Source organism: Cytobacillus massiliigabonensis (assembly GCF_900199725.1).
Classification (GTDB): domain Bacteria; phylum Bacillota; class Bacilli; order Bacillales; family Cytobacillaceae; genus Cytobacillus; species Cytobacillus massiliigabonensis.
Genome location: NZ_LT904904.1, coordinates 798,481 through 813,588, shown reverse-complemented (window position 1 = coordinate 813,588; position 15,108 = coordinate 798,481). Strand labels below are relative to the sequence as shown.

General features: G+C 39.4%; 14 protein-coding genes. 2 read left to right on the top strand and 12 right to left on the bottom strand.

What is annotated here, in order from left to right; translation table 11 throughout:
* Positions 1 to 10 precede the first annotated feature (10 nt).
* Complete coding sequence (locus C1726_RS14990; protein ID WP_102273900.1) at positions 11 to 2,038, bottom strand: hydantoinase/oxoprolinase family protein; 2,028 nt, start codon at positions 2,036 to 2,038, stop codon at positions 11 to 13.
* Positions 2,039 to 2,215: 177 nt separating this feature from the next.
* Between C1726_RS14990 and C1726_RS14985 the strand changes: the two genes are divergently transcribed.
* Positions 2,216 to 2,524, top strand: coding sequence for a DUF3870 domain-containing protein (locus C1726_RS14985; RefSeq protein ID WP_102273899.1), 309 nt, complete (start codon positions 2,216 to 2,218; stop codon positions 2,522 to 2,524).
* 90 nt (positions 2,525 to 2,614) lie between these two features.
* Here C1726_RS14985 and C1726_RS14980 read toward each other — a convergent pair whose 3' ends face one another.
* The 8 genes from C1726_RS14980 to C1726_RS14945 form a co-directional block, all read right to left on the bottom strand.
* Entirely contained in the window at positions 2,615 to 4,066 is a 1,452-nt protein-coding gene (locus C1726_RS14980; RefSeq protein WP_102273898.1) for an NAD-dependent succinate-semialdehyde dehydrogenase, read from the bottom strand.
* Positions 4,060 to 5,397 (bottom strand): aminotransferase family protein, encoded by a 1,338-nt coding sequence (locus C1726_RS14975; RefSeq protein ID WP_102273897.1) that lies wholly within the window; start codon positions 5,395 to 5,397, stop codon positions 4,060 to 4,062. The genes C1726_RS14980 and C1726_RS14975 overlap by 7 nt, the downstream gene beginning before the upstream one ends.
* A 6-nt stretch (positions 5,398 to 5,403) precedes the next feature.
* A complete protein-coding gene (locus C1726_RS14970) occupies positions 5,404 to 6,801 on the bottom strand; it encodes an APC family permease (protein WP_102273896.1) in 1,398 nt (465 codons plus the stop codon).
* Positions 6,802 to 6,948: 147 nt separating this feature from the next.
* The gene (locus C1726_RS14965; protein WP_102273895.1) at positions 6,949 to 8,163 is read right to left on the bottom strand and encodes an acyl-CoA dehydrogenase family protein; all 1,215 of its coding nucleotides are present in this window, start codon (positions 8,161 to 8,163) and stop codon (positions 6,949 to 6,951) included.
* Positions 8,164 to 8,211: 48 nt separating this feature from the next.
* Positions 8,212 to 9,399: a CaiB/BaiF CoA transferase family protein gene (locus tag C1726_RS14960; RefSeq protein ID WP_102273894.1), complete on the bottom strand. Its 1,188-nt coding sequence runs from the start codon at positions 9,397 to 9,399 to the stop codon at positions 8,212 to 8,214.
* A gap of 303 nt (positions 9,400 to 9,702) precedes the next feature.
* The gene (locus C1726_RS14955; RefSeq protein ID WP_102273893.1) at positions 9,703 to 10,476 is read right to left on the bottom strand and encodes an ABC transporter permease; all 774 of its coding nucleotides are present in this window, start codon (positions 10,474 to 10,476) and stop codon (positions 9,703 to 9,705) included.
* Complete coding sequence (locus C1726_RS14950; protein ID WP_102273892.1) at positions 10,451 to 11,512, bottom strand: ABC transporter substrate-binding protein; 1,062 nt, start codon at positions 11,510 to 11,512, stop codon at positions 10,451 to 10,453. Before C1726_RS14950 ends, C1726_RS14955 begins: the two co-directional genes overlap by 26 nt.
* 1 nt (position 11,513) lies before the next feature.
* Positions 11,514 to 12,221, bottom strand: coding sequence for an ABC transporter ATP-binding protein (locus C1726_RS14945; RefSeq protein WP_102273891.1), 708 nt, complete (start codon positions 12,219 to 12,221; stop codon positions 11,514 to 11,516).
* A gap of 205 nt (positions 12,222 to 12,426) precedes the next feature.
* On the opposite strand from C1726_RS14945, the gene C1726_RS14940 reads away from it, so the two are divergent.
* Complete coding sequence (locus tag C1726_RS14940; protein WP_102273890.1) at positions 12,427 to 12,930, top strand: VanZ family protein; 504 nt, start codon at positions 12,427 to 12,429, stop codon at positions 12,928 to 12,930.
* 46 nt (positions 12,931 to 12,976) lie between these two features.
* Here the strand turns inward: C1726_RS14940 and C1726_RS14935 are convergent, their stop codons facing one another.
* The 3 genes from C1726_RS14935 to C1726_RS26205 form a co-directional block, all read right to left on the bottom strand.
* A complete protein-coding gene (locus C1726_RS14935) occupies positions 12,977 to 14,332 on the bottom strand; it encodes an NAD(P)-binding domain-containing protein (RefSeq protein WP_102273889.1) in 1,356 nt (451 codons plus the stop codon).
* 85 nt (positions 14,333 to 14,417) lie between these two features.
* Positions 14,418 to 14,861 carry a MarR family winged helix-turn-helix transcriptional regulator gene (locus C1726_RS14930; protein WP_102273888.1) on the bottom strand — a complete coding sequence of 148 codons (444 nt, stop codon included), beginning with the start codon at positions 14,859 to 14,861 and terminating at the stop codon, positions 14,418 to 14,420.
* Complete coding sequence (locus C1726_RS26205) at positions 14,845 to 15,009, bottom strand: hypothetical protein (protein ID WP_180968209.1); 165 nt, start codon at positions 15,007 to 15,009, stop codon at positions 14,845 to 14,847. The genes C1726_RS14930 and C1726_RS26205 overlap by 17 nt, the downstream gene beginning before the upstream one ends.
* Between the last annotated feature and the right edge of the window lie 99 nt (positions 15,010 to 15,108).

Here is a 15,108-nt window from a genome sequence, read left to right as displayed (position 1 = left end):
ACCTCTTTTATTATTTATTTAATGTGATAATTAAATTGCGGTACTCATCAACAAATGCCGTAAATTCTGGCGGTATCACAGTTGTTGAATCAAGCTGATCCACAATTGCTGGACCTTGGATCTCTGAGAATACTGGAATTCTCTCACGATCAAAAACTTTAGTAGCCATAAATTTATCATCAAAATATACTTCTCTAATTTCTTTTAAGGCATCTTCAAGACTTCCGGATGGTATATGCTTTGGAAACTCCGGCTTTGGTACGGTCCCGAGCGCCGTTAAACGCAAGCCATATATCTCCACCGATTGTTTACGGTCTGAAAAGGCAAATTCCCGTTCATGTTCCAGATGAAAGGCTTCTAGTGCATCTTCTAATGATTGCGCTTTCAAATTAATTGGAATGGCTAATGAACGCCACTGGCCGCTATATCTCATATCAATAAAGCTCATAAGTGTTGAATTTTCTTTCGCCACTCCCTCTTCCTCTAATAAATCCTTTGCCTCTCTTTCCATTTTTAACAACTCAAATTCCAACTCTTCAAGATTCACATCTTTAAAATCCTTAACATATGTTTTTGAAATGTCATGGCGTACATCAACAAGTAAGCATCCCATTGCTGCCGCCACTCCTGGGTGGGGAGGAACAATAACTGTTGGAATTCCCATGTCCTTTGCCAAATATGCCCCATGTAACGGACCTGCCCCTCCAAAAGCAACAAGTGCGAATTCTCTAGGGTCATAGCCTCGTCTCACAGAGATCAAGCGCAAGGCATCACACATGTTTGCATTGGCAACCTCGATAATTGCATTCGCCGCTTCAACTGTTGAATAATTAAACTCTTTCGCAATCTTTTCAACAGCCTCTACTGCTTTTCCCTTATCAAGCTGCATTTTTCCATCTAACAGATTTACTCCAAGACGGCCAAGAACTAAATTTGCATCTGAGTTCGTTGGGTCTTCTCCCCCGCCCTGATAACATGCCGGTCCAGGAGTTGCACCTGCACTTTGCGGACCATTCCGCAGTGAACCGCCATCATCCTTCCAAGCTAAACTTCCCCCACCAGCCCCGATGGTCAAGATTTCAATACTCGGAAACCCAATTGGGTATCCGTACTCGATATACCAATCTTTCGTAATTCTAATATCGCCATCATACATTAAGGAGATATCTGTACTCGTTCCCCCCATATCAAGACCAATTGCATGATTAAATCCACATAGTTTTGCAATATGTTTACTCGCTATTGCTCCTGCGGCAATTCCTGAGCTGGCAACCCTTGCTGCAAAACGAGGAACGGTGCTTGACGTCATTACCCCGCCCCCAGAGTGGAGAACAAGAATATCGTCCTTATAACCCTTTTTCTCCATTTCCCCTTCTAAGGTATAAATATATTTACTTATAATCGGACCTAAAACAGCATTAATGATGGTAGTGCTCATTCGTTCATGCTCAAAAATTTCCGGCAGCACTTCACTCGAAATACAGATGTACACGTCCGGGAGTTCATCCTGAAGAATCTCCTTTACCTTCAGCTCATTTTCCCCATTGACATAGGCATTGATAAAACATACAGCTATTGACTCTGTTCCCCGCCTTTTTAATTTCCTTGCAAGCTCACGGACCTCTTTCTCTTCAATGTCAATCATTACATTTCCGTTATAATCAATTCTTTCATTTACTTCAAAGCGATCACGCCGCTTGATATATGGTTTTGCCGTATCCTCATAAGCATCCCATAAATCAAGTTTTGTTCCGCGGCGGATTTCCGGTACATCGCGAAACCCTTTCGTGGTTACTAATGCTGTTTTAGGCAGTTTCCTTTCTATTAATGCATTCGTACCAACAGTAGTTCCATGTGAGAACATCTTTATGTTTTCCCCTTTTAATTGCGCCTTTTCAATCCCATCTAGTATGCCGCGTTCTGGGTTCGATGGGGTAGATGATGTTTTCATAACAGAAATTTGTCCCGTGTTTTCATCAAAAATAAATACATCCGTAAATGTTCCGCCTACATCAATTGCCAGTCTGATTTGTTTCACAACGAATTACCCCCTCAACAAGTAAAAAATAGTATTTGTTATTTCGTGAAATATAATGAATATTCAAAATATTTTATTGATAATATATTAACTAATGAAAAATTATTTAATCTCTATTAACATCTACTTCCGTTTATACTATTCTAAAAATACTAAATATTATTTAGGAGAGATGAGATGAATACAATCTTCATTGCTGGTCATGCTAAATTACCCGCAGGAATGGCAGCTAAAAATGTTTATGAAACCTTAACGATTACTGCAGAAATTGATAAGAATTATGGGGTTATAGTTGATGCTTCCTGCACTTTGGCCACTGAACATGGGAGAGACTATATTTCAAAGCTCTTAAAAGGTCATAGTTTAAGAGATGGGATTGATAGACCCCTTGATCAATTGAGAAAAGGCTACTTAGGAAAAGCAAATAATGCCTTAATCGCAGCATTAAAAGATCTTCATAAACAATATGAGGGATACTTTCAGTAAACATTTATAATTTCTGGGGATTCTCATGTTGAGGATCCCCGCTTTTTTATAAGAGTGATCAAATTCTATTAAATTTGAATGCCTACCAGGTTATGAAATTCCAATGGATACATACTTCATTTCAATGAATTCATTTATCCCTTCTTTCCCGCCTTCTTTCCCGAAGCCAGATTCCTTCATTCCACCGAATGGTGCTTCAGCGGTTCCAGGAAACACATCATTTATTCCGATAATTCCATATTCCATCGCTTCCATAATTTTAAAGGCACGATTGGTACTTTCAGTCATCACATAGGCTGCTAGACCATATTGTATATGGTTAGCTTTTTCAACTGCCTCCTCATCCTCCTCAAATATTTGGATAGGAAGGACTGGACCAAAGGTTTCCTCATTCATAACTTTCATTGAGTCTGTTACCTCTACTAGAACCGTTGGCTGATAGAAATAGCCTTCGGCCGGTCCATTCCATTGCTCACCGCCAATGGCAATTTTCGCTCCCTTTTTTCGAGCATCTTCAACATGATCCTTTACCTTTTCAAGTGCCGATTGATCTATTAGCGGGCCCATAGTTGTTTCCTTGTCTTTTCCATTTCCTAACTTCAATGTCTTTACTTTCGCAGTCAATTTATTTAAAAATTCATCTGCAATCCCTTTTTGGACAAATACTCTGTTTGCACATATGCATGTTTGCCCGCTATTTCGGAATTTGCTTGCCATTGTTAATTCAGCCGCTAAATCTAAATCAGCATCATCCATCACAATAACTGGAGCATGACCACCCAATTCTAATGACAGTTTTTTTATATGTTTGGCGCTTTTCTTCATTAATTCTCTTCCAACTTCGGTTGAGCCTGTAAATGTAATCAAGCGAACATTAGGATGATCTGTTAAGGTTTCAGCAATTTCTCTTGCATCCCCTGTTACGAGATTTAACACTCCTTCAGGCAGCCCAAGCTCATCAAAAATTTTCACAATGGCAATAGCCGTTAATGGCGTCTGGGATGCAGGCTTTAGGATAACCGTACATCCAGCGGCTAGTGCAGGGGCAAGCTTTCTAGTTACCATGGATGCAGGAAAATTCCACGGTGTGATTGCAGCGATAACTCCAATTGGCTGGGGGACTACGAGCAGCCGCTTATCTGCTTTTGACGAAGGAATGATTTCTCCATATACGCGGTTAGCTTCTTCCGCATACCATAATAAATAACTTGCAGCTGACTCAATTTCCGCCATCGCTTCAGACAATGGTTTCCCTTGCTCAGCTGTTAGAATAGCAGCTAGTTCCTCTTTCTTCTCTATCATTTTTTCGTATCCCTTATATAAAAAACGGGAGCGTTCTCTCGCCGTCTTTTTAGCCCACATTGGAAATGAAGCATGTGCGGCAGAAATCGCCTCCAGCGCTTCCTGTTTTCCTCCGTAGGATACCTCGTTTATCAGTTCTAAAGTAGCTGGATTTATAATTCCCTTAGTATTTCCATCTGCAGCATCAAGCCATTTTCCATTGATATAAATCCCTTTTTCCTTTCGCCCCGTTATCAGCACATTTCTCCCCCCGATAAACTGCTTTGTACGGATATAAGTGCATCCCGTAAGATAGATAGCAGTTCGTCAATTTCCTTTTGATTGATAATAAGTGGCGGCGAAAAGACGACTGTATCCATCCCTTCAAACACAACTGTTCTTATAATTAACCCCCTTTTTGCCGCTTCTGCACTTACTTTAGGTGCAATAGGGGTCGCAAATCTTTGATTTGTAATTGGATCCATGATTTCAATTGCTCCGATTAAGCCAAGTGCCCGAACATCCCCGACAATGTCAATTTCCTTTTGAATCTTTTTAAAGCCTTCTAGCAATTTCTGCCCCATAAGGCGAGAATTCTCAACCAATTTTTCTGTTTCGATTATCTCGATATTTTTTAAAGCAACCGCACATGCTGTCGCATGACCGCTGTATGTGTACCCATGCAGAAGGGTTCCATCTGAATGATTAATAAGTCCTTGATGGATCGCTTCCGTTACTACTACCGCTCCAAGCGGAATGTATCCGCTTGTAATCCCTTTCGCAAGCAGCATAATATCTGGTACAATGCCGTAATGTTCACATGCAAACATTTCTCCCGTCCGACCAAATCCTGTAATAACCTCATCTGCAATGAACAAAATATTATATTCGTCACATATTTTTCTAACTTCCTGGAAATATCCTTCTGGAGCGATGTTAACTCCACCTGCACCTTGAACAGGCTCAGAAATAAAAGCGGCAACTTTATCTGCACCTTCTCTTTCAATACATTGGCGGAGCATCTCTGTTGAACATTCATCTACATGGAGAAAATCTGGCGCCAAAGAATTAGTCATCTCTTGGAAAGGCATAATTCCAGTTGCGCTTGTTGCCCCTATATTGACACCATGGTAACCTTTCTTTCTAGAAATAATTTTCGTTTTTTCGGGGAAGCCTTTAATCTTCCAATAATATCTTGCTAGTTTGTAAGCGGTATCATTTGACTCGGACCCGCCAGATGTAAAGAAAACAGCGTTTAAATCCCCCGGCGTCAGCTCCGCAAGCTTTGCTGCAAGACGTATGGCTGGCTCATTGCTCATGGAAGAAAACGAGTTTGTAAAAGCCAGCTTCTCCATTTGCTCACGTGCGGCCTCTGCTAATTCTTTTCGCCCGTAACCTACATTTACATTCCATAATGATGCCATTCCCTCTATTACCTTTCTACCGCTTATATCAGTTAAATAGACACCTTTCCCTTCTGTAAAAATAAATGGTGCACCTGTTTCCTGCTGCTGTTTCAATGATGAAGTAGGATGAATAAAATGCTTTTTATCCAAATCAATTAATTCTATTTTTAAATCTGCTTTGATCATAACTATTCACTCCTTAAAGGTTTGTTCTGTCATGCGATTTGTGCTTACCCCTTTTGTATTTGAAATTCTGACAAAGAAGAATAAACCAAAAATCCACCATACGCCAAAGATCATCCATTCATATGGCCAAACGAGAGATGCAGGCATTCCCGGCATATACAAAATGATAAAACCAATGCTCAAGATTGTGGCTAATATCCCAACGATATTACTCTTGCCAGCGCGAAAAGGTCTTTCTAAATCCGGCTGATTTTTGCGGAGGACAAGGAAGGATACTGAAACAATAAAGTAAGCGATTACAATTGAAAGCCCACCTGCATCGGTAAACCAAACAAGGGCTGGGCGGCCAAGAAGAGGACTTAGAGTTGCTAATAATCCAATGATTAAGATTGCATTTCCCGGTGTTTTATATTTAGGGTGCAGCTTCCCAAACCATTTTGGCAGCATGCCATCCTGAGCCATTGCGTACATGACACGGCTAGCCCCAATAATAAATGCATTCCAGCTTGTTAAAATCCCTGCAATTCCTCCAAGTATCAGAATTTTTGAGAATACTGCGGAGCCAAATATAGCTCCCATTGCATCTGCTGTTGGGAGACTTGCCGATTGAAGCTGACTTCCATTTAACGAGAGGGACACACCTAAAATGATAAATATATACCATGCAACTGCCAATCCGACTGATAATAACAGAACTTTTCCTACCGTCCTTTTAGGAATATTCATTTCTTCTGCCATTTGCGGAATAACATCAAACCCAACAAACATAAATGGTGTCATAATCATGACAGCCATAATGCCTGCTATTCCCCCTTCAAAAAGCGGAGATAAGTTGCTCGCTTCTCCCCCAAATGCGGAGCCGAAAATTAAACTCAAACCGACCAAAGCTAAGAGAATTGTCAATACTAACTGAAGAAAGGCTGCTTGTTTCACCCCAATCCAGTTAATCCAAGTAACAATAATGGATCCAGCCATTCCAACTGCGACCCACGATAAATATACATCCCAGCCTGCAATCGTCCACATATACCCAATTTGATAATTTGGAAATATATATTCAATAACAGTTGGAAGAGCTACAGCTTCAAATGCAACGACTGAAATGTATCCTAGTAAAATAGACCATGACACAACAAACGCTGCCTTAGGTCCTAGAGCTGCTTGGGCAAAATGATGGGCACCGCCAGTTTTTGGCAAGGCAGTTGTTAGTTCAGAGTAGACCAGACCCACAAATATAACCATGATTCCACCAATAAGAAATGCAATCATCGCACCAATGGATCCTGCTTTCATGATCCAATCGCCAGATAACACAACCCACCCCCAGCCAATCATGGCACCGAAGGCTAACACAATCACATCGGCTCGGGACAAAACCTTCGAAAACTCATTATTTTGGGACATCCCATTCCTCCTCCAATAAGTCGATTTTTACTGCCATATGAAAGACTTATTCCCTCCCTCTAAGAAATCATTTTTATCCAATGCCTTGAGAATAGAGGAAGGGAATTTGACGCAGGATCTTTAGATGGATTGTTGTTAATGTCTAGATTAACTGTTTACCATATCTTTATTTTGCTCAAACGGCCATGCGGGCAGCGGATTATTTAACGGTTTATCTTCCCGGTAGCCTAACACATATTCTCCTTGCATGATGGTGTGGATTTCACGTGTTCCTTCATAAATGACTGGTGCCTTAGAATTTCTTAAGAAACGTTCAACAGGGTATTCGCTCGAATAACCATAAGCTCCATGTATCTGTACCGCATCATCCGCGGCTTTATTAGCAAAATCACAGGCCTGCCATTTTGCCAATGATGTTTCTCTTGTATTGCGTTTGCCTTGGTTCTTCAGTTCGCCAGCCCGGTAAACAAGCAATCGGCTCATTTGCAGACCAGCCTCCATATTCGCAAGCATTTGCTGGACAAGCTGGTGTTTTCCAATCTCCTTCCCAAATGTTTTCCGCTCATGACAGTAATTTACACTCTCCTCTAGACTGGCCATAATCAAGCCAACCGCCCCAGCAGCAACTGTAAAACGTCCATTATCTAGTGCAGACATGGCAATTTTAAACCCTTCTCCTTCTTTACCAAGCAAATTTTCTTTCGGAATTCTCACTTGATCAAAAAATATTTCACCGGTATTGCCTGAGCGAATTCCTAGTTTTCCTTTAATTGCACGTGAAGAAAAGCCTGGCATCTCGCGTTCAACGATAAAAGCCGAAATCCCATGATGTTTCTTTGTTTTATCGGTATACGCAAATACAATAAAATGATCAGCAAGATCACATAAAGAAATCCATGTCTTAGAACCATTTAAGATGTAATCGTCCCCATCCTTTACAGCTGTAGAAGAAATGGCGGCAACATCCGATCCCGCTCCAGGCTCTGTCAAACCAAATGCTCCAATTTTTTCACCTTTCGCTTGCGGGACAAGGTATTTCAATTTTTGCTCTTCAGTCCCCCACTGTAATATCGTTAAACTATTCAATCCTGTATGAACGGAAACTGCTGTACGAAAGGCTGTATCCCCTCTCTCCAGCTCCTCGCATACAATGGCCAGCGAATTATAATCCATCCCGCTTCCACCGTATTGCTCTGGAATACAAACTCCCATTAAATTTAATTCTCCTAAACGTTGTAAAATGCTCGGATCAAATTGACCCCTTTCATCCCATTGCTGAATAAAAGGGATAATCTCTTTATCTGTAAAACTTCTAACCATCTTTCTTAGCATTTCTTGTTCTTCTGTAAATTCAAAGTTCATTATTTATCCTCCTCTAATTAATCGAATAGTCTTAGGTAATAAGTTCCCTTACACAATCCTCTCCTGTTTCATTTTTCCAATTTCCTCTGCTGAAAATCCCGCTTCCTTAAGGATTTCATCCGTATGCTCCCCTGCCATTGGCGGATGGCGTTCCATTTTCACTTTCGTTCTTGAAAGTTTTATCGGAGATCCAACAAGCTTTACCTTGCCTGCCTCTGGATGATTAAAATTGACAACCATATCACGGGCAAGAATTTGAGGATGATTAAAGACTTGATCCATTGTTTGAATTGGCCCACAAGGAATTTGATGCTGTGAAAGGACTTGCAGCCAATGCCCAACAGGATTTAATATCAATCTGCTTTCAATCAGTCTCGTAAGATCTATGCTATTTTTAACCCTGGCATCATTTGTCTTATATTTCTCGTCATCCGCCACTTCAGAAATTCCTATTATTTTGCACAAGGAGGCAAACTGGCGGTCATTCCCTACTGCGATAATTATTTCCCCATCCTTCGCCTTAAAAGTTGAATAAGGAACAATATTAGGATGATCATTCCCGAGCCTTTTTGGTATATTACCGGATATTAGATAATTACTGGCAACATTGGCTAGCGAACTAACAGCAGTATCTAAGAGGGACATATCTATCTTTTGCCCTTGTCCGGATTTCTCTCTCTCATACAATGCAGCCTCAATGGAAATAGCAGAATATAATCCTGTAAGAATATCAACCATTGCTACCCCAATCTTGATTGGGCCGCTTTCCTCGTAACCGGTAATACTCATAAGACCGCTCAAGCCTTGAATGATATAATCGTATCCAGGTAAGTGACGGTCTGGTCCTGTTTCACCAAAACCTGTTATTGAGCAATAAACTAATCTTGGATTGCTGGAGTTTAATGTGTCATAGTCGAGCATCCACTTTTCCATTGATCCTGTTTTGAAGTTATGGATGAGCACATCGGCCTCTTTAGCTAGTTTTCGAATGATCCCCCTTCCTTCTTCAGTTTTCAGATTGACAGTCATGCTGCGTTTATTACGGTTTGCGCATAAATAATAGGCACTGACTCCATTTTGAAATGGCGGTCCCCAGCTCCTTGTTTCATCACTGCCCCCTGGAGCCTCTACCTTAACCACATCTGCTCCAAGATCTGCCAGAATCATCGTACAGTAAGGACCAGCAAGCACTCGTGTTAAATCCAAAATTTTTATCCCGTCTAATGCAGCCTTCATGGTAAACACCACCTCCCAAAAGGTTCCTGAAAACTACAAAAGCCAGCCCTATCACACAAAAATGTGGTAAGGACTGGCTACATGATCCATAAGAACCATCCGGCATGGATGGACGTGGAAACTTATCAGTCAAATATCAAATTCAATTCATAATACTTCTCTGCCTTCTGCCGGAAAAACAGATAGGGGAAGAATTATTTTTAGTTTATCTTAATTTTCTGAATCTTACAAGTATTATTTTGAACCTATTTTTAAATCTTTATTTCCTCTTCCTTATAATTTTCTATATCGATTAGCCTTAATTTATTTTACCTCTTGCTTATTCCATCTTAATACATAATTCTTTACCGGATTAAGCACAAAATGATCAAGGATAAGTATGATTAAAATACAAATAATCGTCCAAGCAAATACTTTTGCTGTGTTTATATTTACTCTTGCCAATGCCAAGGAATAGCCTATCCCTGAATTAGCACCTAATAATTCTGCCATTATCGTAATTCGTACTGCCGAACCAGCCGCTAACGAAAGCGCTGAGATAATGGGGACTGCTAATCCAGGCAGAATAATGTGCTTTAAATTTTGAAATGGCGAAGTTTTGTAAATGGCCCCCATCTCAAGTAATTGCTTATCAATATTTCGCCAGCCATCTGCCGTATTTAAATAAATGACAGGAAAGACTAAGACACTTACAACAAAAATTGGGACAGCTGTGCTTGTTCCAAACCAAACCATAGCTAATACAACGACAATGATCGGAGGCAAGCCCATAATCATAGAATAAATGGGACGAAATATTTCATAGACAACTTCAAACTTTCCTGCTATTAAACCGCTAGAAATGGCAATTATGATGCCAATCGCAAGCCCAATCAGCATGCGGAAGCCAGACTGAGCTAGCTGGCTGATTAATTCACCATTTATGATTAATTTTACAAGTTCATCATACGTTTCGATAGGTGAAGGCAATAATATACTAGGCAAAAAATAGGAGCAGATTTGCCAGATACAAAGTATAAGGAAGATGACAAATGTTCTAATGAATCTTTTTTTATTTTTCGTAATAGAAGCCTGCATCCGGCAGTTTCCCCCCAATAATTTCAGGAGAAAGTGTTGAAAGCTCGTTAAAGAAAAACTCTAAATCGTCTTTTGCATCTTTTGCTGAAACAAATTGTAAATTTAGCGAAGGAATGACCTGTTCAATTATCGGCTTTGGTACATCCTCATTCATTTTGCCAATAGTTGCTGCGGCTTCTGACGGATTTTCATTTGTAAATTGAACACTTTGTGCAAATTGATTTTGTATTTCCTCTACCAATTCAGGATGGTCCTTTACTAATGAATTTGAAACGAGGATACCTGCTTGTGGAATAAAGGAATCCCTTCCTGTTGCTTTCTTCCATTCTTCCTGCAAGTTCATAATCTTAGCAAAGTTCTTTCCTTCCTGTTTCCCCTTTACAACCGATAGTGTTGCTACATGTTCAGGTACAACGGCATATTTTGCCTTCCCTGCAATCATAAGCTGAACAATTTCTTGCGGAGAAGAAACATACTCTATCTTAATGTCCTTTGCTGGATCCATGCCGTTTTTATTTAATAAATATTGAAAAACTAGATCAGGCATATCGCCTTTGAAAGGAACATGAATGGTTTGTCCCTTTAATTGATCCCAGCTCACTTGTTCACCATTTGGACCTACAACATACAAAATACCCCAAATTAACACATTCATCAGCTTTACATCCATCCCGCGATTATATAAATTGGCACCAACATATGTTGGGACAGCTGATATATCTGCTTGATTGGCACTGATACGCGCGCGAAGCTCATCCGGATTCTTCCATGGCATATAAATTAGTTTATTCGTATATTCCTGCAATTTATTGTCGGCAACTACTTTATAAATAGGTGCAGCAATTGAGATTCCCAATGGTGCTTGTATGGTTAGTTCACTTAACTTCTCTTCTGTTTCTTCTTGCTTACCTGGCTCCTCATTTCCTTTAGCAGCTGACTCCTGTTTAGCTGATTGTGAACATCCTGATAATACTACTGTGATTAATAAGAAGAATACGAGTAGATAATGAATTTTGTTCTTATATTGTTTTTTCACGTTAAATCCCCCCAACCCATTGCTTGAGCTCTAGTTCAGCTTGTATTAGAAATTCGTAGTCTCTTTCTTTTCTTTTTTTCACAATTTCCATTTCATGTATGATTGAGCAGCCTTGACCTGATAGCACTAATATTCTATCCGCAAGTCTCAGCGCCTCCAATGGATCATGTGTGACATAAATAATTCCGATATGATTTTCATCAATTAATTGAATGACATCTTGCTGAAGTTCATTTTTTAATTTAGGATCAAGTGCGGAGAATGGTTCATCCATTAATATAAGTTCAGGATTGGTTGCCAGTGCACGAGCAATCGAGACCCGCTGTTTCATCCCACCTGATAATTTAGAAGGATAATAGTCTGCAGCATGGTCTAATCTAACCATCCTTAATATTTCAAATGCCTTCAGCTTTTTGTCCATTTTATTTTTTTCCTTCATAACAAATAAAACATTATCGATAACTGTTCTCCATGGAAGTAATCTTGGCTCTTGAAATACATAACCAAACTTTTTTGTATGAACGCTAACCTTCCCTTCCATTTCATTTATCAATCCTGAAGTCATATTTAATATGGTTGTTTTCCCACAGCCAGAAGGACCTAATAACGCTATCACTTCCCCTTGATTCAAAGTAAAAGTTAGACTTTTAATGACCTCCTCCTCGTTAAACCTAACTGATACAGAATCAAACTCTACCAAAACATTCATAACCAATCCCCTAAATGATAATAATTTTCATTCGCATCTAGGATTATAATTGATAATATTTCTCAATACTTATGATAGCAATCACACCTTGCATATAAAACTATGGCGAAAATGTGACAAAAAATAGTAATTTTCCTTGTAGGGTTTCACCTATTTCCATTCGTCTATTAAGTGGAAGACTAAAGATTCTAGAGGGAGATTAACTATGAAAAAAGGAATATATCCATTTTTATTTTGGACAATGCTCATTTTTTATCTATTTTTATTAATAGATTTGCTATTTTTATCGAGGGGCAGCTATAGAAGCATTAATCTTACCCCATTTGAAACCATCCGCAGTTATATACATGTTGATGATGGCATCGGCACCAAATTAGTAGATGTGAATGTGTGGGGAAATATTCTTATGTTTGTTCCTGCAGGAATCTATCTGATGATTTTTAAAGGGAGAGCGATTAACACATTTTTCGTCATTTGTGGTTTGTCCTTAGGGGCTGAAATCATTCAATATCTATTCGCTATTGGTGCAAGTGATATTGATGACCTCATATTAAATTCTCTAGGGGGATTAATTGGGATCGTGATTTACTTAGTATTGGAGAAAGTTTTGAAAAATGGGCATCGAGTAAAAAAGCTAATAACCGTTGCTTCCGCTTTAGTAGGGGTACCGGTTCTATGTATTTCTATCCTGGTAACAATCGCTAATTGATGTTTGTTTTTCAATTAGCGATTGTATTATAGAGCACAAAGCTTCCCTATTTCGATTCCTCACAACAAATTGCTTTCTTATTATAGTTTACACTGCACACACCCGTTTCCGGCAAATCAAGTTCTACTTTTTGTGCAGACTCCAGATCTCCGCAAAGATAGGCTACAACTGATCTAACCTGTTCATATCCTGTCGCCATTAGGAATGTTGGCGCACGTCCATAGCTTTTCGCACCAACGATATAGAAATCTTTATCAGGCTGGCGGAGCTCTTTTTCTCCATGCGGGCGAACCGTACCACAGCTATGAATATTCGGATCAATAAGCGGTGCTAAAGCTTCCCCACTTTCCGTAGCTGGGTCTATTGAAACTCTCACTTCACTTAAAATTGATAAATCTGGTCTGCTGCCTGCATTTACAATGATTTCTTCAATGCCCTTCAAAATGCTTTCCTTGCCATTCTTAATACCTGTAATCTCTATTCCTTCTTGGGATTTTCTAACCTCCTGAATTCGGAAAGGAGTAATTACTTTAACCTTCTGCCTATCAACTAAATGATGGATACGACTTCCTAATTCACCGCGAGCAGCCAGTGCATCCTTTTCTTCCCCGCCATAGGCATCTTCAACCTGTTGTTTTCTCATGATCCAATAAATTTCAGTCTCAGGGTACCTCTTTGCAAGCTCTGCTAAATCCAGTATTGTATTAATCGCCGAATGTCCACCGCCTACAACTGCTACACGTTTATTTCCATACCGCTTCTCTTCATTTCCTAATACATCTGGGATTCCATAAAAGATTTGTTCACGGAGTGATTTCTCCTCCTTTAGCCATACACCGCTTGAGTTTGCAGGGTTCGGATTCCCCCATGTTCCCGTTGCATCAATGACAGCTCTAGCTTCAAATGTTTTATATATTCCATTTGAATCAGTATGAATGATAAAAGGGACATTTTCACGATTCAGCGTTTTCATTTTGTCTGTATCTTTTTTTCCAATCGATACTACCTTTGTTTGCAGCTGAATATAAGGCTGGATTTCAGCAAGATTGGCAAATGGCTTTAAGTATTGTTCGACAAGCTCTTTCCCTGTTGGCAATTTTTCTGATTCAGGATGTGTCCAATTATTCTGTTCCAACAAATTCTTTGCAGCTTTATCAACGTTATAGCGCCATGGAGAAAATAATCGAATATGTCCCCAAGTTAAAATATTGGCTCCCACTTGACTCCCCGCTTCTAACAAAATAAAAGGCACTCCGCGGCTGGCCAAATGAGCTGCAGCAGCTAACCCCACAGGACCTGCACCTATGATGGCAACTGGTAATTTATCATTTTTTTCGGTTTTCATGCTAAGGGGTGATGTTTGTGTGGAACAGCATCCTTGTGTATGAATAACATTTGACATCGTATTTCTCCTCATTTCATTTGATTTATTTTTTTACTATTAACGTTATTTGCAAAATGCAAGTATTAGATCATGAGGAATTCCCTCATTGGGGCGTACAGCAATTACTTGTTTTCGCCATCGCCTCATTTAATAGTTTAATGGAACGAATGACAGTTTCTTTTTCAAATTCATTCATATGTGAGAATACATCATTCAAATATGTTTTCATCTGCTGATCAATTGTAGCTGCAACATATTTTCCTTCAACAGTTAAGGAAAGATTATAAACTCTTTTATCATCTGGCTGCGGCGTCTTTTTTACTAAATTCATTTTAACTAAAGCTTGGATTTGCCGGCTAAACGTCGTAATATCTGTCCCTAATGTTTCTGCCACTCGCTGCATGGACGGATGGTGCTGTTTATCGATCTCGTATAAAATATGGCTATGAATAATTGAAACATCTACTCCGCCAACACTGCAGCAGTTTTTATCTAAAAATCCAAAACGTCTCGTCATAATCTGAAATAATTCACGAAGATTTTCCACTTTTTATCACCTCTAAAACCTTATTTGTAAAGCCAATTTTCAAAGCTGCTACTCCAATAAATACCAGCATTCTAATAATTATAAATATACATAAATAATTTGCATTTTGCAAGTAATTTTCAAGAAAAGAAATTTTTCCTACACGCAACTTACTTGCCTCTCACTTACTTATGTTAAACAGTACAAAAAGGTTGCTCTAGACCCACCCGTATTTTAAGTTGTATCATGGTCAAGGGTTAATGGGGGG